This window comes from Xylophilus rhododendri, from assembly GCF_009906855.1.
In the GTDB taxonomy this organism is placed as follows: domain Bacteria; phylum Pseudomonadota; class Gammaproteobacteria; order Burkholderiales; family Burkholderiaceae_C; genus Xylophilus; species Xylophilus rhododendri.
Map to the genome: position 1 here is coordinate 1,375,761 of NZ_CP047650.1, position 17,985 is coordinate 1,393,745.

General features: G+C 70.7%; 18 protein-coding genes and 1 pseudogene. 11 read left to right on the forward strand and 8 right to left on the reverse strand.

The genetic code is table 11. From position 1 onward, the window contains the following. Positions 1-59 precede the first annotated feature (59 nt). Together GT347_RS06170 and GT347_RS06175 are read left to right on the forward strand one after the other, a co-directional pair. Positions 60-1,667: an L-lactate permease gene (locus tag GT347_RS06170; protein ID WP_160551127.1), complete on the forward strand. Its 1,608-nt coding sequence runs from the start codon at positions 60-62 to the stop codon at positions 1,665-1,667. Positions 1,668-1,695: 28 nt separating this feature from the next. After that, complete coding sequence (locus GT347_RS06175; RefSeq protein WP_160551128.1) at positions 1,696-2,511, forward strand: SDR family NAD(P)-dependent oxidoreductase; 816 nt, start codon at positions 1,696-1,698, stop codon at positions 2,509-2,511. A gap of 7 nt (positions 2,512-2,518) precedes the next feature. Here GT347_RS06175 and GT347_RS06180 read toward each other — a convergent pair whose 3' ends face one another. Both GT347_RS06180 and GT347_RS06185 read right to left on the reverse strand, forming a co-directional pair. Further along, entirely contained in the window at positions 2,519-3,868 is a 1,350-nt protein-coding gene (locus GT347_RS06180; protein ID WP_160551129.1) for an amidase, read from the reverse strand. A 99-nt stretch (positions 3,869-3,967) separates the two neighbouring features. Further along, entirely contained in the window at positions 3,968-4,912 is a 945-nt protein-coding gene (locus GT347_RS06185) for a LysR family transcriptional regulator (RefSeq protein ID WP_160551130.1), read from the reverse strand. Positions 4,913-5,025: 113 nt separating this feature from the next. Here GT347_RS06185 and GT347_RS06190 point away from each other — a divergent pair, with 113 nt between their 5' ends. From GT347_RS06190 to GT347_RS06210, 5 genes and pseudogenes are all read left to right on the forward strand, one after another. After that, on the forward strand, positions 5,026-5,559 hold the full coding sequence (locus GT347_RS06190) for a thiamine pyrophosphate-binding protein (RefSeq protein WP_160551131.1): 534 nt from the start codon (positions 5,026-5,028) through the stop codon (positions 5,557-5,559). Continuing rightward, positions 5,559-6,143, forward strand: a complete 585-nt coding sequence (locus GT347_RS06195; RefSeq protein WP_160551132.1) for a thiamine pyrophosphate-dependent enzyme — start codon at positions 5,559-5,561, stop codon at positions 6,141-6,143. Before GT347_RS06190 ends, GT347_RS06195 begins: the two co-directional genes overlap by 1 nt. Positions 6,144-6,159: 16 nt before the next feature. Further along, positions 6,160-7,637, forward strand: a pseudogene (locus GT347_RS06200) (aldehyde dehydrogenase). A 58-nt stretch (positions 7,638-7,695) separates the two neighbouring features. Then, positions 7,696-8,664, forward strand: a complete 969-nt coding sequence (locus tag GT347_RS06205) for a tripartite tricarboxylate transporter substrate binding protein (RefSeq protein ID WP_160551133.1) — start codon at positions 7,696-7,698, stop codon at positions 8,662-8,664. A gap of 2 nt (positions 8,665-8,666) precedes the next feature. After that, entirely contained in the window at positions 8,667-9,698 is a 1,032-nt protein-coding gene (locus GT347_RS06210) for a hydroxyacid dehydrogenase (protein ID WP_160551134.1), read from the forward strand. Here GT347_RS06210 and GT347_RS06215 read toward each other — a convergent pair. Beyond that, positions 9,643-9,816, reverse strand: a complete 174-nt coding sequence (locus GT347_RS06215) for a hypothetical protein (RefSeq protein WP_160551135.1) — start codon at positions 9,814-9,816, stop codon at positions 9,643-9,645. The two genes, GT347_RS06210 and GT347_RS06215, sit on opposite strands and share 56 nt — an antisense overlap. An 80-nt stretch (positions 9,817-9,896) precedes the next feature. Here GT347_RS06215 and GT347_RS06220 point away from each other — a divergent pair, with 80 nt between their 5' ends. From GT347_RS06220 to GT347_RS06230, 3 genes are all read left to right on the forward strand, one after another. Beyond that, positions 9,897-10,385, forward strand: a complete 489-nt coding sequence (locus GT347_RS06220; protein WP_160551136.1) for a CYTH domain-containing protein — start codon at positions 9,897-9,899, stop codon at positions 10,383-10,385. 108 nt (positions 10,386-10,493) lie between these two features. After that, positions 10,494-11,516: an acyl-CoA dehydrogenase family protein gene (locus tag GT347_RS06225; protein ID WP_229722737.1), complete on the forward strand. Its 1,023-nt coding sequence runs from the start codon at positions 10,494-10,496 to the stop codon at positions 11,514-11,516. Continuing rightward, entirely contained in the window at positions 11,504-12,127 is a 624-nt protein-coding gene (locus GT347_RS06230) for a class I SAM-dependent DNA methyltransferase (protein WP_160551137.1), read from the forward strand. The genes GT347_RS06225 and GT347_RS06230 overlap by 13 nt, the downstream gene beginning before the upstream one ends. Positions 12,128-12,141: 14 nt before the next feature. On the opposite strand, the gene GT347_RS06235 is transcribed toward GT347_RS06230, so the two are convergent. From GT347_RS06235 to GT347_RS27425, 5 genes are all read right to left on the reverse strand, one after another. Beyond that, entirely contained in the window at positions 12,142-12,855 is a 714-nt protein-coding gene (locus tag GT347_RS06235) for a glycosyltransferase (RefSeq protein ID WP_160551138.1), read from the reverse strand. Positions 12,856-12,982: 127 nt separating this feature from the next. Then, positions 12,983-13,894 carry a pseudouridine synthase gene (locus GT347_RS06240; protein ID WP_229722738.1) on the reverse strand — a complete coding sequence of 304 codons (912 nt, stop codon included), beginning with the start codon at positions 13,892-13,894 and terminating at the stop codon, positions 12,983-12,985. A 19-nt stretch (positions 13,895-13,913) separates the two neighbouring features. Beyond that, positions 13,914-14,750 (reverse strand): oxygen-dependent tRNA uridine(34) hydroxylase TrhO, encoded by an 837-nt coding sequence (gene trhO, locus GT347_RS06245; RefSeq protein ID WP_229722739.1) that lies wholly within the window; start codon positions 14,748-14,750, stop codon positions 13,914-13,916. A 20-nt stretch (positions 14,751-14,770) separates the two neighbouring features. Continuing rightward, complete coding sequence (locus GT347_RS27420; RefSeq protein ID WP_229722741.1) at positions 14,771-15,364, reverse strand: glutathione S-transferase; 594 nt, start codon at positions 15,362-15,364, stop codon at positions 14,771-14,773. Positions 15,365-15,420: 56 nt separating this feature from the next. Further along, complete coding sequence (locus GT347_RS27425) at positions 15,421-16,332, reverse strand: protein NO VEIN domain-containing protein (protein WP_229722743.1); 912 nt, start codon at positions 16,330-16,332, stop codon at positions 15,421-15,423. 146 nt (positions 16,333-16,478) lie between these two features. Here GT347_RS27425 and GT347_RS06255 point away from each other — a divergent pair, with 146 nt between their 5' ends. After that, entirely contained in the window at positions 16,479-17,906 is a 1,428-nt protein-coding gene (locus GT347_RS06255; RefSeq protein WP_160551142.1) for a hypothetical protein, read from the forward strand. Positions 17,907-17,985: the final 79 nt, after the last annotated feature.

Consider the following 17,985-nt stretch of genomic DNA (forward strand, 5'->3'; position numbering starts at 1 on the left):
GGCACGCGCCCGCCACGAGGCGCGGCCGCAGGACAAGACAAGAACAAGACGGAGACAGCATGTACCAGCAAATCTACGACCCGATCGCCGGGTCGCTCTTCTATTCCTCGCTGCTGGCGGCCCTGCCGCTGCTCAGCATGTTCGTCATGCTGGGCTGGCTGCGCATCGCGCCGCAGATCGCCGCGGCGGTGTCGCTGGCGGTCTGCGTGCTGGTGGCCGTGCTCGGCTACCGCATGCCCTGGTCGCTGGCGCTGGACGTGGGCCTGTACGGCGCGGCCTTCAGCGTGCTGACCGTGCTCTGGATCATCGTCAACGCGATCTGGCTCTACAACCTGACGGTGAAGTCCGGCCATTTCGCGGTGCTCAAGGACAGCTTTGCCAGCATCAGCCCCGATCCGCGCATCCAGTCCATCATCATTGCCTACAACTTCGGCGCGCTGCTCGAAGCCCTGGCCGGCGCCGGCACGCCGATCGCCATCTCGGGCGCGATGCTGCTGGCCATCGGCATCCGGCCGATGAAGGCCGCCGTGCTGGCCCTGGTGGCCAATACCGCGCCGGTGGCCTTCGGCGCGCTGGCGGTGCCCATCGTCACCCTGGCCCAGGTCTCGGGCGAGCCCTTCGGCCTGCTGGGCGCCATCGTCGGCCACCAGACGCCGCTGCTGGCCGCCTTCGTGCCGCTGATTCTGGTGTTCATCCTCGACGGCAAACGCGGCCTGCGCCAGACCTTCCCCGCGGCGGTGGTCTCGGGTGTGGCCTTCGGGCTGTCGCAATGGGTGGCGGCCACCTGGATCTCGGTGGAGCTGGCCGACATCTTCGGCGCGCTCGGCTCGGCCGGGGCGCTGATCGTGTTCCTGCGTTTCTGGCAGCCGGCCACGCCCACCGTGATCGAGGGCGTGGAGCAGGCGACGACGCAACACGCGCCGCGCCATGCCAAAGCCACCGTGTGGCTGGCCTATGCGCCCTACATCCTGATCATCGCCATCTTCTCGCTGGCGCAGATGAAGGCGGCGCAGCAGCTGCTGGGCGTGGGCACCTTCCGCTTCGCCTGGCCGGGCGTGGCCATCACCAGCGGCGCGGGCAAGCCGGTGGGCTCGATGTTCACCCTCAATGCCCTGTCGGCCACGGGCAGCCTGCTCTTCGTGGCCGGCATCCTGTCGGCGCTGCTGCTGCGTGTGCGGCCCGGCGTGGCGCTGGCCACCTACCGCGGCACGCTGTGGCAGCTGCGCTGGGCGATCCCCACCGTGCTCTGCGTGCTGGCCCTGGCCTTCGTGATGAACTACTCGGGCCAGACCATCACCCTGGGCCGCTGGCTGGCCCAGACCGGCCCGGCCTTTGCTTTCCTCTCGCCGGTGATCGGCTGGATCGGCGTGGCCGTCACCGGCTCGGACAACTCCGCCAACGCCCTCTTCGGCGCCCTGCAGGTGGCCGCCGCGCACGAGACCGGCATCCGCCCCGCCCTGCTGGCCGCCGCCAACGCCTCGGGCGGCGTGCTGGGCAAGATGATCTCGCCGCAGAGCCTGGCCGTGGGTGCCGCCGCGGTGGGCATCATCGGCCAGGAGGGCATGATCTTCCGCAAGGTGATCGGCTGGAGCCTGCTGCTCCTGCTGGTGCTGTCGATACTGGTCTACCTGCAGGCCGGGCCGCTGGCCTGGATGCTGCCCGCCTGATCCTTTCTCTCTCTCTCCCCAGAAACCCATGCAGGACTTCAAGAAACTCTTCGATCTCAGCGGCCGCAAAGCCGTGGTGCTGGGCGCCGGCTCCGGCATCGGCCAGGCCTCGGCCCTGGCCATCGCGGCGCTGGGCGCCCATGTGGTCTGCGCCGACCGCGAGGCCGACGGCGCGCGCGGCACGGCCAAGCTGATCGCCGAATCCGGCCAGGGCTCGGCCGAATGGCGCGCCACCGACGCGGCCGACGGCGAAGCCATCGCCTCCCTGGCCGCGCATGCGATGGCCACGCTGGGGCGGGTGGACATCGCCGTGTCCACGCCCGCGCTCAACATCCGCAAGCTGATCGTGGACTACACCGAGGAGGAGTTCGACCAGGTCGTCAACCTCAACCTCAAGGGCGCCTTCCGTTTCCTGCGCGCCTTCGGCCGGCCGATGATGGACCAGGGCGGCGGCAGCATCGTGCTGTGCTCCTCCATGCGCGCCGTCACCATCGAGCCGGGCCTGGGCATCTATGCCTCGACCAAGGCCGGCATCGAGCTGATGGTGAAGGCCTTCGCGGCCGAGGCCGGCAGCTACGGCGTGCGGGTCAATGCGGTGATGCCCAGCATCATCGAAACGCGCCTGACCGCCCCGCTGAAAGAACGCCGCGAGATCTACGACACCTACGCGGCGCACACCGTCTTCAACCGCTGGGGCCAGCCCTCGGAAGTGGGCTCGGCCGTGGCCTTCCTGGCCTCGGACGCGGCGAGCTACATCAGCGGCAGCTCGCTCTCGGTGGACGGCGGCTGGACGGCGATCGACGGCCCGCCGACCGGGCTGACCTCGACCCGTCCCTCGACCTGAGCCGGTTTCAGCCGGCGCGCGGCGCCACCACCGCCTCGATCGCCCGGCCCACGGCCAGCACATGGATGTCGGTGCCCGCCGTGCCGGCCACCATCAGGCCGACCGGCGCGGCGCCCGCCTCGTGGCAGGGAATCGACAGCGCGCAGCCGTCGAAGACATTCACCGCCGACGGGTTGCGCAGCATGCGGCCATTCCAGCGGTAGTAGCTCTCGTCGCTGGCCGTGACCTCGGCGATGGTGGGCGCCGTGTCGGGCGTGGTGGGCATGAGCAGCGCATCGAAGCTGGCCGACACCCGCTCCACCTCGGCGATGTAGTCGCGGCGCAGGCGCAGCAGGTGGGCATAGTCCACCGCCAGGGCGGACTCGGCCGTGCGGATGCGGCCCAGCACCCGCGGGTCGTAGCGGTCGGCCGAGGTCGCGATGAAACCGCGGTGGAATTCCAGCGCCTCGACCGCCGTCACCAGGCCGCGCGGGTTGATCTCGGGCGTGCGCTGGAACACCGGCATCGCCGTCTGCACGATGGTGGCGCCCGCCGCCGACAGCCTCGCCAGGGCACGCTCGAAGGCTTGTGCCACGGCCGGCGACAGGTCGTCCAGGAAGTAGGACCGGGGCACGGCGAAACGCAGGCCCGAGAGTGTTGCAGCTGCCGGCGCCTCCACCGGCTGGCCGGCCAGCACCGCGTCCATCAAGGCGCAGTCCTCCACCGAACGGGCGATGGCACCGGCCGAGTCGAAGGAGGAGGCCAGCGGCATCACGCCTTCCAGCGACACCCTGTTCTGCGTCGGCTTGAAACCCACCAAGCCATTGAGCGCCGCCGGAATGCGCAGCGAACCGCCGGTATCGCTGCCGATGGCCGCCACGCTCATGCCGTCGGCCACCGAGATCGCGCCGCCCGAGGTCGATCCGCCCGGGATGCGCCCGGCCGCCCGGTCGAACACGCAGCGCGGCGTGCCGTAGTGCGGGTTCACGCCCAGGCCGCTGTAGGCGAACTCGACCATATTGGTCCGGCCGACGATGACCATGCCGGCCTCGCGCAGCAGGCGCACCACCGGCGCGTCCTGCGTGGCGGCCGGCTGGCCGATGAAGGCGCGCGAGCCGCCCAGCGTGGTCACGCCGGCTTCGTTGAACAGGTCCTTGAGCGAGATGGGAATGCCGGCCAGCGGCGGCAGGGTTCGGCCCGCGGCGCGTTGCGCATCGATGGTGGCGGCGGCGGCACGCGCGCTGTCGGCATGCACCTGCAGGAAACTCGCCGCGCCTTCGCCACCCGGCGCGGCGATGGCGGCCAGCGCCTCCTCCACCAGGGCGGTGCTGCGCAGGCGGCCGCTGGCCAGCGCCTTGGAGAGTTCGGCGAGGCCCATGTTTTTCAGGACGGAGGAAGGCTGGTTGGCAGTCGAGGTCATGGCAGAAAACGAGTCGAACGGAACGCCGCAAGGATAGCGGCAGCGCCAGGGCCGGTCTCAGGCGCCGGGCGGCCCGGCCAGCCAGCGCGCCGCCGGCCACTGGCCGCGCGCCACCGCCTGCGCCATGCAGTCGACCAGGGCCGCGCTCACGCAGCGCACCGGCGTGGAGATGTGGCGGCTGGAGGCGCTGGCCAGCACGATCTTGCGTTCCAGCGCGGGCTCGCTCAGCGGCGCGCCCACCAGATGCCCGGCCGCGATGTCTTCTGCCACCGCGATGGTCGGCAGCACCGTCAGGCCCAGGCCGCCGCGCACCAGGCTCTTCTGCACACTCATGGCATTGGTCTCGGCCACCACGTTCAGCGCCACGCTCTGCTGCGCAGCGGCCTGCTCCACCAGCAGGCGCAGGCCGTGCGGCGCGCTCGGCAGCACCAGCGGCCGGCCGGCCAGCCCGGCCACGGCGAAGGGCTGGCCGGGCCGCAGTCCGCTGGCGGGCAGGCCGACCAGCCACAACACCTCATCGAGCAGGGGCCGCACCCGCAGGGTCGAGGTCTGGCGCGGGTCGTAGAGCAGGGACAGGTCCACCTCGCCCGACTCCAGCCAGCCCTGCAGCGTGCCTGCATAGGCCGTGGCGATACGCACCCGGATGCCCGGGTACTGCAGCCCCACCGCCGCCACCAGGGCATAGGCCAGCAGGTCGGCCGTGCTGGGCAGCAGGCCCACGGTGACGATGCCGCCGACGCCGCCGGCCGCCGGCTGGATCTCGGCGCGGGCGCGCTCCAGCTCCTGGATCACCCGCCGGGCGTATTCCACCAGGGTGCGGCCGGCCTCGGTCAGCGCCATGCCCTGGCGGCTGCGGTCGAACAGGGCGGCGCCCACGTCCTCCTCCAGCAGGCGCAGCTGGCGCGATACCGCCGGCTGCACGATGTTGAGCAGCGCTGCGGCGCGGGTCACGTTGCCGGTGTCGGCCACCGTCACCAGGGCGCGGAGTTGCTTGAGGTCCATCGGAAGTGCTGAGGTCGATGCGCCGCTGTGATGGACGCGATCACGAAATTCTATTTTATGAAGCCATCCATCAAAAATAGGATTGACGCCCCTTCCCAGCGAAATCCCAAGACATGACGACCAGCACCGAATCACCCGCCTGGCAAAAGGCGGTGTTCGACGCCCTGAAGGCCGGCGGCATCCGCCAGATCGCCTATGTGCCCGACGCCGGCCACGCCTACGCCATCCGCGCCGCCCAGGCCGATCCCGACATGCTCGACACCGTGCTCACCACCGAGGAGGAAGGCGTGGCCCTGGTCAGCGGCGCCTGGCTCGGCGGCCAGCGCGCCGCCCTGCTGATGCAGAGCAGCGGCGTGGGCAACTGCGTGAACATGTTCTCGCTGCTGGCCAGCTGCCAGTTCCCCTTCCTGACGCTCGTCACCATGCGCGGCGAGTACGCCGAGTTCAATCCCTGGCAGTGCCCGATGGGCTTACGCACCCAAGCGGCCCTGGAGCTGATGGGCATCACCGTGGTGCGGGCATCCGACCCGGAGCAGGTGGGCGAGATCGTCTCTGCCGCGCTCGACTCCGCCTTCCTGGCCGGCGAACGCATCGCCGTGCTGCTGTCGCAAAGCCTGATCGGCCGCAAGAAATGGGAGCGCAACTGATGGCCGCACACACCGTGAACCGCCGCGACTTCGTCGCCCGCCTGCTGGCCGCCGCGCCGGATGCCCTGGTCGTCACCGGCCTGGGCTCGCCCGCCTACGACGTGTTCGCCGCCGGTGAGCGCGACCGCAATTTTTATCTGTGGGGCGCCATGGGCGGCTCCACCGCCATGGCGCTCGGCCTGGCGCTGGCGCAGCCGGACCAGTCCGTCATCGCCATCACCGGCGACGGCGAACAGCTGATGGGCATCGGCAGCCTGGCCACCGTGGGCGCGCGCCGGCCGAAGAACCTGGCCATCGTGGTGCTGGACAACGGCCACTACGGCGAGACCGGCATGCAGCGCAGCCACGCCAGCCTGGGCACCGACCTGGTGAAGGTGGCGCAGGGCTTCGGCATCCCGGGCGCGCAGCGCATCGATCAGATCACTGGGGTTGACGATCTGGCGCGGCGCATCGTCGCGCGCCAGGATACGGTCTTCGCCCAGGTGCTGATCGATGCCGACGAGCCGCCGCGCTGCCTGCCGCCGCGCGACGGCAGCTACGTCAAGAACCGCTTCCGTGCCGCCCTGGGTTTCCATCCCTTTTGATCCAGGCAAGCAAGGCATGAAACGCTACCAGCTCCGCATCGATGGCCAGTCCGTGGACCCTTCCGGGGCCAGTGGTTCGAGTCGCTCAACCCCTTCACCGCCGAGCCCTGGGCCGAGATCCCGCGCGGCGGCGCCGAGGACGTGGACCGCGCGGTGCAGGCCGCCCACCGCGCCCTCACCGAAGGCCCCTGGGCCGAGATGACCGCCACCCAGCGCGGCCTGCTGCTGCACCGGCTGGGCGACCTGATCGCCCGCGACGCGAAGAAGCTCGCCGAGACCGAGGTGCGCGACAACGGCAAACTCATCGCCGAGATGCAGGGCCAGTTGAACTACATCCCGCAGTGGTACTACTACTTCGGCGGCCTGGCCGACAAGATCGAGGGCAAGGTGCTGCCGCTCGACAAGAAAGGCTACCTGGCCTACACCCGCCACGAGCCGGTGGGCGTGGTGGCCGCCATCACGCCCTGGAACTCGCCGCTGCTGCTGGCCGCCTGGAAGGTGGCCCCGGCGCTGGCGGCGGGCTGCACGGTGGTCATCAAGCCGTCGGAGTTCACCTCGGCCTCCACCCTGGAATTCGCCGCGCTGTTCGACGAGGCGGGTTTCCCGCCGGGCGTGTTCAACGTGGTCACCGGCTTCGGCAACGAGATCGGCGCGGCGCTGGTCGAGCATCCGCTGGTGCGCAAGATCAGCTTCACCGGCTCCGACGCCACCGGCCGCATCATCAACGAGCAGGCCGCGCGCCACTTCAAGCACACGGCCATGGAACTGGGCGGCAAGTCGCCCAACATCGTGTTCGAGGATGCGGACATCGAGCAGGCGGTGTTCGGCGCCATCTCGGGCATCTTCGCCGCCACCGGCCAGACCTGCATCGCGGGCTCCCGTCTGCTGGTGCAGGACAGCATCTACGACCAGGTCGTCGCCAAGCTGCTGGAGATCGCCCGCAGCGCCCGCATGGGCGACCCGATGGATGCCGGCACCCAGGTCGGCCCGGTCACCACGCCGCCGCAGTACCGCAAGGTGCTGGAGTACCTGCAGATCGCGCAGCAGGAAGGCGCCACCCTGCTGCTGGGCGGCAAGGCGGCCGACCGGCCGGAATGCGGCAAGGGCTGGTTCGTGGAGCCGACCATCTTCGGCGACGTGAAGAACGACATGCGCATCGCGCAGGAGGAGGTCTTCGGGCCGGTGCTCTCCATCATCCGTTTCAAGGACGAGGCCGAGGCCATCCGCATCGCCAACGATGTGCGTTTCGGCCTGGCCGCCGCCGTGTGGACCCGCGACATCGGCCGCGCGGTGCGGGTGTCCGACCGGCTGCAGGCCGGCACCGTCTGGGTCAACACCTACCGGGCGGTGAGTTTCATGGCGCCTTTCGGCGGCTACAAGGATTCGGGCCTGGGCCGCGAGAACGGGGCCGATGCGATCCGCGAGTACCTGCAGGTCAAGAGCGTGTGGATCAACAGCGGGGCGGTGGCGGGCAACCCCTTCGTCATGCGTTAGCGATCCAGCAGCCGGCGCCGGGCCGGGTTCGATACAAAAAAGACAGGAGACAAAACCTATGAAGAAGACCCTCGCCCTCCCGGCGCTGCTGTGCGCGCTTGCGTCCGGCGCCTTTTCCTCCACGGCCCAGGCCGCCTGGCCGGACGACAAACCGATCGAACTCGTGGTCGGCTTCGCACCCGGCGGCGGCACCGACGTGATGGCGCGGCTGCTGGCCCGCTACACCGAGAAACGCCTGGGCGAAAAGGCCCGCATCATCGTCATCAACAAGCCCGGCGCGGGCGGTGAGCTGGCCGCCGCCTTCACCGAGAACGCCAAGGCCGACGGCTACACCCTCGGCATGATCAACGTGCCCGGTTATGTCTTCATGCCGCTCTACAAGAAGACGGCCTACCAGCCCGAGCACATCCGCCTGATCGCCCGGCTGGTGGACGATCCGCTGGTGCTGATCGCCAAACGCGGCTCCAGCGTGCCGCCGACGCTCACCGCCATCGTCGACACACTCAAGAAGAAACCCGCGTCGCTCAGCTTCGGCCACTCCGGCGACGGCACCACCGGCCATATCGCGCTGATGCAGCTGGAGGAGCAACAGTCGGTCAAGGCCACCTCGGTGCCCTTCAAGGGCGCGTCCGAGGCGCGGCTGGCGCTGCTGGGCGGGCATATCGACTACGCCCTGATCACCACCGGCGAGGTGCCGGACCTGGACGATCCCAAGAGCCCCGTGCAGGCGCTGGCGCAGCTGTCCGATAAGCGCGGCAAGAACGATGTGCCGACCGGCGTGGAGCAGGGCTTTCCGGTGCGCATGGCATCCGAGCGCGGCATAGGCGCACCGGGCGCGTTGCCCGACGACATCGCCGCGAAGCTGGAAGCGGCCATCGGCCAGACCCTGCGCGACCCCGAGTTCCTGGCCGCCGCGAAGAACGATGCACCGGTGCTGGCCTTCCTGCCCGGCGCCCAGTGGACCAAATCGCTGGAAGCCAACCGCGTCGCCTTGAAGCCGCTGGCGCCCCGCATGGTGGACCGCTGAGCATGGCGGGCAGCACACTCGTCTGCCGGTTCGACGTCTGGTACGACCCCTCCATGGCCGAGCGGCTGGCGCAAGAGCCTGGCATCGAACTGCGCACCCTGCGCCGCCACGGCGCCGACGACGAGGCCTGGAGCGCCCTGTCCGAGGCCGGCGTCTACCAGATCTCATCCGCCAAGGACGAACTGCCCCGGCAGTTCTTCGCCGATGCCCGGCTGCTGGCCCGCTGCCCCCGGCTGCTCTGCGTTTCCGCCAACGGCGCGGGCTACGACACGGTGGATGTGGAGGCCTGCACCGAGGCCGGCGTGCTGGTGGTGAACCAGGCCGGCGCCAATGCGCAGGCGGTGGCGGAAGCGGCAATAGCCCTGATGCTGAACCTGTCGCGACGCATCGTGGAGGCCGACCGCCGGCTGCACATCGAACGCGGCTTCAGCCGCGAGGACCTGATGGGCCAGGAGATCTCGGGCAAGACGCTGGGGCTGATCGGCATCGGCCATATCGGGCGGGCCGTGGCCCGGCTGGCGGCCGCGTTCGGCATGGAGGTGCTGGTGCACGATCCCTTGCTGGATGGCGCGGAGATCGCGGCGCGTGGTGGGCTGTCGGTGGCGCTGGACGAGCTGCTGGCGCGCTCGGATGTCGTCTCGGTGCACTGCCCGCGCGATGCCTCCACGCTGGGCCTGTTCGATGCCGAGACCTTCGCCCGCATGAAGCAGGGCGCCGTCTTCATCAACACCGCACGCGGCGGCATCCATGACGAAGTCGCCTTGTACGAGGCCCTGCGCTCAGGCCACCTGCGCGGCGCCGGCCTGGATGTGTGGGAGCAGGAGCCGCCGCCGCTCGATCACCCTCTGCTGGGCCTGCCCCATGTGGTGGCGGGCTTCCACACGGCCGGGGTCACACAGGAAGCACGCTGGCGTATGGCCTTCGGCGCGGCCGAGCAGATCGTCGCCGTGCTGCGCGGCGAGCGGCCGGCGCGGCTGGTCAATCCGCAGGCTTGGCAGGCCTGGCGGGCTCGCTTCGCCGGGCATCCGGCTTAGCGCTGGGGGCCACGCCGTCGGGGTGGATGGCCGAGTCGGCCGAGTCCAGGCCGGCGCCCGGATCTTCCTCGCCGGCGGTGGACTCCTGCATCTGGTGGGGTTTGGGTGTGGTGTTCATCGTGCCAGCTTGCATCGCGGGACCGGGGCACGGCGTAGGAGCTTGGCTACACTGCCGCGCCTAGCTTCTTCCTCACCGCCATGGCCACCGAAATCGAAAGAAAATTCCTCGTTGCAGATGCCTCCGTCGTCCAGGGGCTGAGCGGCGTGCGTATGGGCCAGGGCTATATCGCCGACAACGGCATGTGGGTGCGGGTGCGCATCGCAGGCGACACCGGCTGGCTCACGCTGAAGGGTCCGAGCAAGGGCATGTCGCGGGCCGAGTTCGAATACCAGATTCCGCTGGAGGATGCGCAGGTCCTGCTGGCCGAACACTGCGCCCACGGCTCGCTCTGCAAGGTGCGCTACATCGTGCCGGTCGATGGTTTTGACTTCGAGGTCGATGTGTTCGAAGGCCCGCTCGCCGGGCTGGTGACGGCCGAGATCGAACTGGACACCGAGGACGTGCAGCCGCCGCACCCCGCCTGGCTGGGCGCGGAGGTGACGCAGGACCTGCGCTACAGCAATTCGCAGCTGGCCAAGACACGCGCCCTGCCCTCGCCCGCGCTGCTGGCGGACGCCGCGGGCTGATCCCCGCCGCTCCTACAGCCGGCTGGGCGCGGGGCCGACGGCGGGCGGTGGCCGAGGCGGCTACGGTGCCGGACTGATCTCCACATCGCGTCCCGCACGCCTTCATCGATGCTCTCACCCGTCCGCACCGGGCCGCCCGCAGGCGCCACCCTCGAAACCCTGCAGCGCCTGCACGGGCAGGAATTGCGCCTGGCCCATCTGGTCGATGCCGGCCTGGACCGCCTCCCGCTGCCGGGCCACGGCCGGACGCTCGAACGCTGGCGCCAGCTCGCCGCGGTGGCGGCGCACGATCTTTCGCTGGTCAAACTGTTCGAGGGCCATACCGATGCCCTGGCCATCCTGGCCGAACTGGATGGGCCCGAGCCGCTGCCCGGCAGCCGCTGGGGCACCTGGTGCGCCGAGCCGCCGGATGCGCGCCTTTCCTTCGAAAGCACCGGACGCGACGGCCGCCTGCGCATCAGCGGCACCAAGGCCTGGTGCTCGGGCGCGGCGGAGGTGACGCATGCCGTCGTCAGCGGCTGGGACCGCGATGGCCAGCCCTGCCTGGCGGCCGTGGCCATGGGCCAGCCCGGGGTCAGCGTCACCGGCCAGGGCTGGCGGGCCGTCGGCATGGCCGGCAGCGGCAGCGTGGATGTGATCTTCGACCAGGCGCTCGCCGAGCCTGTGGGCCAGGCCCATGACTACACCGGCCGCCCCGGCTTCTGGCAAGGGGGCATCGGCGTGGCGGCCTGCTGGTTCGGCGGCGCGCTGGGCATCGCCGACAGCACCCGGGCCCGCTCGCGTGACAGCAGCGATGTTCACCGCCAGGCCCACCTGGGCGGGATCGACGTCGCCCTGTCCGGCGCCGCTGCCCTGCTGCGCGAAGCCGCAGCCCGCATCGACGCCCGGCCCGACCTGCCATGCCCGGAACTCGCCCTGCGCACCCGGCTGGCCGTGGAAGCCGCAGCCGAACAGGTGCTGCGCCATGCCGGCCGCGCCCTGGGCGCCGGGCCGCTGTGCCGCGATGTTGTATTCGCCCGTGCCATGGCTGACCTGCCGGTCTACCTGCGCCAGAGCCATGCCGAACGCGACCTCGCCGCCCTCGGCAAGGCCGTGGCCGACAGCCGTGCGGAGCCGCCATGGGCACTGTGACAAGCGATCCGGCGGACAAAGAGGACTACTTCCGCAACCTCTACGGCGCCGCCGAGGATCCTTACGAAGTCCGCACCCGCTGGTACGAACAACGCAAACGCGCCGTGCTGCTGGCTGCCCTGCCGCAGCCGCGCTACCGCTCGGTCTTCGAACCCGGCTGCGGCCTGGGCGAACTGACGGTGCAACTGGCCGCGCGCTGCGACCGGCTGCTGGCCAGCGATTTCTCGCAGGAAGCGGTAGACAGGGCCCGAGTCCGCACGGTCGACCTGCCCCATGTGCAGGTGGTGCAGCAGCGCCTGCCGCAGGACTTTCCGCATGCACAAGGCCTCTTCGACCTGATCGTGCTGAGCGAGGTTGCCTATTTCCTCGATGCGGCCTCGGTCCAGCGACTGGCGAATGCCTGCCGCGACAGCCTGGCCGCCGGCGGGACCCTGATCGCCTGCGACTGGCTGCCGGATTTCACCGAACGCGCCTGCTCCACCCGCCAGGTGCACGACACCCTGGTCGCGCTGGGCCTGCGCCGCCTGGTGCTGCATGAGGAAGACGACTTCCTGCTGCAGGTCTGGAGTTCGGACGGGCGCTCGGTGGCCGAGCGCGAATCGATCCGATAGGCCTCTTGAACTGCTCAGGCAGGCAGCGCCGCGCCTGCCGAACCGGCCGCAGTGGCGGCCGCCAGCCGCTGCGCGACCGCACCCAGCAAGGCATCCGCAAAACCACCCACGGCCCGCGCATGGCGGCGTGCGCTGGTGACGACCCGGGGCCGCGCGCTCCACGCGATCTCGGCGCCGCAGGCCTGCAGGGCTTCGACCAAAGCCACGTCCTCGCTGCAGGCCAGGTGCCGGAAGCCGCCCGCCAGCCGGTAGGCCGCGGCGGACACCCCCAGGTTGGCGCCGTGGATGTGGCGGTGCCCTTCGCGGTCGAAATAAGTCTCGGCAAAGTGATGGCGCAGCAGCTCGGCATGCTCGCCGTGCGCGGTCCAGTCGTCCACGCAGACGGTGCCGCAGACCGCGTCCGCCTGCAGCGCCAGCTGCTCGGCCAGCCAGTCCTCCTGCACCCGGCTGTCGGCATCGGTGAAGGCCAGCCAGCGGGCGCCCCGGGCCAGGGCCAGCTCGGCGCCGGCGGCGCGGGCGGCGCCCACGTTGCGCAGCCGCACATGCAGCGGCAGCACACCTTGGCGGGTGGCGATCAGGCCGGTGCGGTCGCTGCAGCTGTCCAGCACGACAACGATCTCGACCTCCTCGCCGTGCAGGGCGGGATGCCGTGCCGCCCGGCGCGCGGCGACGAGGCAGTCCTCGATGCAGTCCTGTTCGTTGTGTGCCGGGATGACGATGCCGAGCATGGGTGCGGTCCTTGTTGTTCTGGCTCTGTGAAGAGCCGCAACATTAGGTTGCATCCCCATGGCGCCTCGTCGGTGGCCTTGACGGGGCGGTGTAGGCGTGGGTCGGGCCGGGGCGAAGTTCCGGACGCTATGCAGCCGCCAGGGCCAGCCTGCGCCGGCTGACAAAACGCCGCGCCTCGCCCCCGATGGGATCGGTGAAGGCGAACTCGCGCGCCAGCAATTGCAGCGGCTGGCTGTAGTCGGGTTCGGCCTCCGGCGGCGGCTCAGGCCACAGCGCAGGATAGATGCGGTCGCCCGCGATCGGCAGGCCCAGCGCGTTCATCTGCGCCCGCAACTGGTGCTTGCGGCCGGTGCGCGGCGTCAGGCGGTAGTGGGCCAGCGGGGCCGGCGGGCTGCCCGCCGCCACCGGTGCGATCAGTTCGACCAGGGTCTCGGCATTGGGCTCGCCGGGCACCACCTGCATCTGCATGAAGTCGCGGCCGGCCGGCTCTTCCAGGCGGCTGCGGCAGACCAGGGGCAGGGCCAGCTCCGGCCGCCACGGGGCGACAGCCTCGTAGACCTTGTACGCCAGCCGGTCGCGCAGCACGCAGTGGTAGGCATGGCGGGTGGCGGGCTGGACGATGAAGACCAGCACGCCGGCGGTCTCGCGGTCCAGCCGGTGCATGGGCACCAGGCCGTCCAGGCCCAGGCGCTGCTTCAGGCGCACCAGCGCCGTCTCCATCAGGTGCCGGCCGCCGGGCACGCTGGCGAGGAAATGCGGCTTGTCCACCACGATCAGGCGCTCGTCCTGGAACAGGATGTCGATGTCGAAGGGCACCGGCGTCTCGCGCGGCGGCTCGCGCCAGTACCAGAAGGCCATGCCGGGGCTGCAGGGCGCGGCGCCATCGGCGGGCCGGCCCTGCGCATCGATCACCTCGCCCCGGGCCAGACGCCGGGGCCAGTCGTGCACTTTGGGGAAACGCGCGACGAGGAAATCCTGCAGGCTGGCGAAACGGCCATCGCCCACCGCCACCCGGCTCGCGCCCACGCCGTCGCGCATGGGCGGGCGCCAGGCGGGCTTAGCCCGGGTCATCGCCGCTGGAGACGTCGAGCTGGCGGGCGCGCTTCAGGCGCCAGGCTTCGTCGGGCAAGGCCGGGTCGTAGACCTGCTCGATGCCGGTGGCGGTCTCGCGCAGGGCTGTGTCGAGCGCGATGCGGCGGTCGAAGACGAAGCACTCGCCCAGCCAGTCGCGGCCGGCATCGGGCATGCGATCGAAGAAGTTCAGGATGCCGCCTTCGAGCTGGAACACCTGCAGCCCCAGGCTGCGCAGCCAGGGCGCGGTCTTGTCGCAGCGGATGCCTCCGGTGCAGTACATGGCCACCGGCCTGCCCGCCTCGCGCCAGGCGGGCGCCCGGGCCTCGACATAGGCGGTGAAGTCGCGGAAGTTGTGCACCTGCGGATCGACCGCGCCGCGGAAATGGCCCAGGCGATATTCGAAGTGGTTGCGGTTGTCCAGCACCACCGCGTCGCCGCGCGCCAGCAGCTCGCGCCAGGCGGCGGGGGCGAGGTGGCTGGCGTCGTGCTCATCGACCGCGCCGTGCTCGTCCGGCAGGCCCAGCGCCACGATCTCGGGCTTGACACTCACCTTCAGCCGGCCGAAGGGCGCCACCGCGCAGGCGCTGTGCTTGAAGGCCATGCCGCGCAGTGCGCCGCCGAGCACTTCGGCCTGCTGCAATGCGGCCTCGAAGGCGGCGACGGTTTCTTTCGACCCGGCCAGCGCGCCGCTCACGCCCTCGCCCGCCACCACGATGGCGCCCAACAAGCCCTGCGCCAGTTCGCGCAGCGTGGCAGCGGCGGCGGCCGGATCGGCCAGCGGCGTGAAGCGGTAGAAGGCGGTGTGTTGCGGCGAGTCCATCGCGGGCGATTTTCGCAGCATCAAAAAAGACGTTCGGGGTCGCCCGGCCGCCAGGGGTTGAAGCGGGTCATGACTGTCTCGAAGAGCGGCGTGGCGGTGAGTCGCCGCAGCCAGTCGCCCAGGCGGGGCAGCGGGCCGCCATCGAACCAGGCGGCATCCACGCCCGCGAACTGGCGCACGAAAGGCAGCAGCGCCATGTCGGCCAACGAGGGCGTATCGCGCAGCAGGCAGCGATGCGCCGCCAGCCGCGCCTCCAGCGGTGCCAGCAGCAGCGCCACCGCCTCGTCGCGCCAGGCCTCGGCTGGGCGTTGCGGGTGGCGCGAGGCGTACTTGTAGCGGTCCAGCGCCTGCTTGAAGGGCCCGTCGTTTAGGGCGATCAGCGCCGCCACCTCGTCGTCTTCGTCGGCCCGCAGCCAGCCCTGGGGATCGTGCCGGGCCAAGGCCCATCGCATGATGTCCAGGCTCTGCTCCAGCACCCTGCCGTCGGCCAGCCGCAGCACCGGCACGGTGGCCTTCGGCGAGAGGGCGAGGAGTTCCGCGGGTTTGTCGCGCAGCGCCACCTCGCGCAAGGCGACCGTCACGCCCGCGGCCCGCAGGGCCAGCCGGGCGCGCATGGCATAGGGGCAGCGCCGGAACGAGTAGAGGACCGGCGCCGCTGCTTCGTTCAGGCTCAGAGGTCCAGTTCCAGGCCGGGCGCGCTTTCGTACTCGCCGTCCTTGTAGAGCTTGTGCGCCGCCGCCGTGCTGGTGGCGTCCGTCACCACGGCCAGGCGCCAGGGATGGCCTTCGGCCGCGCGGGCGCGCTCCTCGGCGCTGAGGGTGAAGCTGCGGGTGCCGCCGCCCAGGCCCTTGACCGCGAGCTTGAGCAGGGTGGTGCCCTTCTTGTCCGAGACTTCCAGGTCGTAGCCGAAAAGCCGGCTGCCCACGGTCTCGGCGCGGTAGCCGTAGCTGGAGAAATACTTCACCAGATAGGCCATGGCGGCCACCTGCACCTCGTCCGAGGAGACATCGGACTCGGCGGCCGCTTCGGCGGCGGAAGGCACCGCGCCCTTGCTGCGGGCTTCGGTGATGTCGGCCTCGCTCGGCACCCAGCCGCGCGGGCCGCGCACCAGGGCCGCCAGCTTGCGCTCGGCATCCCACAGGGCCACATGCCATTCCTCGTCGTCGGCCACACGCACCGAGACCTTGGCGGCCTTGTCGGATTCGATGGTCAGGATGGGCACGCGGTTGGCCTGCAGCACGGCGCGCAGGGGGCGCTCCTCGTCCAGGGAGAACTGCAGCAGCTGCAGGCGGTCCTTGGCGCGCTGCACCTGGGTGTCACTGCGCTCGCCGCCGCCCAGGCGGCGGTGGGTGTCGAGCGATTCCAGGTAGAACCAGTGGCCGTCCTCGCTCACGCTGACCAGCTCGGCCCAGACGGTGGCGATGACGTTGTCGCCCGTCGCCAGCCAGGCCGACGATGCGGCCTGGGTGCGGGCGTCGAAGACGCCCATCTTGGAGATGATCTCGACCGGGGTGTGCTTCTCGCCGGAGAGGCGTTTTTCGTCGAAGACCGCCAGTACGCGGGGGTCGATTTCCTTGTCCATTCAGGAGGCGGTTCTTTTGTTGGGGAGGGGGGATTGTCCTATGGACCGCGGCTGCGGACTTCGCGGACGCGCCTGCCCCTTCGCCTCGGCTGCGCCAGTAGCCATGCCGGGCCGCGATGGTGCTGCCTTTCGACAGAAGGATTCCCATGCACATGCCCACAAGCCTCGAAGGGCCGGCCCTCATGCCCGTCACGCCGCCGCCGACGCTGGAGAGCGACCAGACCGTGCCCGCACCCACCGCCGGCACGGTGGCGCGGCACGGCTTGCTCGAACGGATCACCGGGCTTGCCGCCACCGGCGGCGCCGACGACAGCACCTTCCGGCCCGGCGCCCTGCCCGACAAGCCGCTGACCCAGCTGATCGCCGAGCTGGACACCCGGCCGCCCGGCGACATCGACCGCCAGCTCCGGGACAGCCTCGCCGCCCTCGGCTGCGAGCTGCGCCCGGACGACACGGCAGGCAGGTTCCTGCGCGAGATGCTGGAACGGCTGCCTGCCTATCCGGGGCTTGCCACGGTAGGCCAGCGCCAGTGGTTCAAACGATCTTTGGGCCTGGCGCTGGTGCGCCTGCTGCATGGCCGGGTCGATCTGCTGGACCGCCTGATCGGGGCGATCGGCGGCAGCGCCAAGCCGGCCGAGCAGTTGCAGCAGCTGCAGATCTTCCTGCCCGGCGACGCCCGCGGCCTGTGCGACGCCGCGGCCAGCGAGCTGCGCCAGGGCGGGGAGGCCGCGCCGGTGCTGCGGCGGCTGCGCGAGCACATCCTCGACGCCTGGGACCCGGCCGGCCGCGGCACCGGCGAGCGCCTGCGGCTCGGCAGCGACTTCTGGTATGTGCCCATCGGCGGCGGCAATGCGCTGCTGAGCGTGCTGCTTGCATCGAACTTTCCCGGTCAGCAGCCCCAGGGCGTGGTGCTGCAGGCGCCAGACGACGGCGCCACCGGCGCGGAATTCGTCACCTACGAATTTCCGAAAATCCGTTTCGGACGCTGGCTGCACATCGCCCAGGCGGATGACCGGCAGTGCACCCTGCATGCGTTCAACCAGCTGATCGCCGCCCTGGGCTACAAGCTGGGCTTCATGCTGTCGGCGCAGGCGCTGAGCGCCGAGATCCAGCGCCTGGGCGGCGGCGATCAGACCGAGAACTTCGACACCGGCCTGACCACCCGCGCCTTCAACAAGCTGCACGGCCATCGGCTCGGCCTGTGGCATGCGGCCGGCGGGCTGCGTGGCGACGGCATCCGCTGGGCCGAGCAGATGCTGGACAGCGCCACCGTGGCCGCGGACGTCGATCGCGCCACCGCCATCGTCCTCACCACGGCGATGCCGATGACCCACTCGGTGACCCTGTGTTTGACCTCGCCCGGCCACTACATGGTGCTCGACCCGATGCGGGATCCGGCCGGCGACGGTCCGGGCCGGCGCAACCGCGCCACCCTGCAGGCGGCCGGCATGTGCGAGGCCATCGTCCGCTTCGTGCAGGGCCATGCGGCCGAGGGCCACTGGGCGGGCCATTTCGAAATCGTCTGGTCCCGGCAGGAGACCCTGCTGGCGGACGCCAAGGCCGCATCGAGCTGAAGCGCCCCAGCGCGGGCCGCGGCTTCACGCGGACTTTGCAGAGCGATACCGAAGCCGCCACGGCCAGTGCCTAGAATGC

Coding starts and splice junctions, on each gene's coding strand:
- GT347_RS06180 (WP_160551129.1), bottom strand. CDS start 3,868: ATGGGCCTCGCCGAACTCTCCAAGGCGCTGGCCAGCGGCCGCCTGCGC.
- GT347_RS06190 (WP_160551131.1), top strand. CDS start 5,026: ATGACGACCAGCACCGAATCACCCGCCTGGCAAAAGGCGGTGTTCGAC.
- GT347_RS06170 (WP_160551127.1), top strand. CDS start 60: ATGTACCAGCAAATCTACGACCCGATCGCCGGGTCGCTCTTCTATTCC.
- GT347_RS06195 (WP_160551132.1), top strand. CDS start 5,559: ATGGCCGCACACACCGTGAACCGCCGCGACTTCGTCGCCCGCCTGCTG.
- GT347_RS06230 (WP_160551137.1), top strand. CDS start 11,504: ATGGGCACTGTGACAAGCGATCCGGCGGACAAAGAGGACTACTTCCGC.
- GT347_RS06225 (WP_229722737.1), top strand. CDS start 10,494: ATGCTCTCACCCGTCCGCACCGGGCCGCCCGCAGGCGCCACCCTCGAA.
- GT347_RS06205 (WP_160551133.1), top strand. CDS start 7,696: ATGAAGAAGACCCTCGCCCTCCCGGCGCTGCTGTGCGCGCTTGCGTCC.
- GT347_RS06175 (WP_160551128.1), top strand. CDS start 1,696: ATGCAGGACTTCAAGAAACTCTTCGATCTCAGCGGCCGCAAAGCCGTG.
- GT347_RS27425 (WP_229722743.1), bottom strand. CDS start 16,332: ATGGACAAGGAAATCGACCCCCGCGTACTGGCGGTCTTCGACGAAAAA.
- GT347_RS06255 (WP_160551142.1), top strand. CDS start 16,479: ATGCACATGCCCACAAGCCTCGAAGGGCCGGCCCTCATGCCCGTCACG.
- trhO (WP_229722739.1), bottom strand. CDS start 14,750: ATGGACTCGCCGCAACACACCGCCTTCTACCGCTTCACGCCGCTGGCC.
- GT347_RS06210 (WP_160551134.1), top strand. CDS start 8,667: ATGGCGGGCAGCACACTCGTCTGCCGGTTCGACGTCTGGTACGACCCC.
- GT347_RS06235 (WP_160551138.1), bottom strand. CDS start 12,855: ATGCTCGGCATCGTCATCCCGGCACACAACGAACAGGACTGCATCGAG.
- GT347_RS06220 (WP_160551136.1), top strand. CDS start 9,897: ATGGCCACCGAAATCGAAAGAAAATTCCTCGTTGCAGATGCCTCCGTC.
- GT347_RS06240 (WP_229722738.1), bottom strand. CDS start 13,894: ATGCGCGACGGCGTGGGCGCGAGCCGGGTGGCGGTGGGCGATGGCCGT.
- GT347_RS06185 (WP_160551130.1), bottom strand. CDS start 4,912: ATGGACCTCAAGCAACTCCGCGCCCTGGTGACGGTGGCCGACACCGGC.
- GT347_RS06215 (WP_160551135.1), bottom strand. CDS start 9,816: ATGAACACCACACCCAAACCCCACCAGATGCAGGAGTCCACCGCCGGC.
- GT347_RS27420 (WP_229722741.1), bottom strand. CDS start 15,364: ATGCGCGCCCGGCTGGCCCTGCGGGCCGCGGGCGTGACGGTCGCCTTG.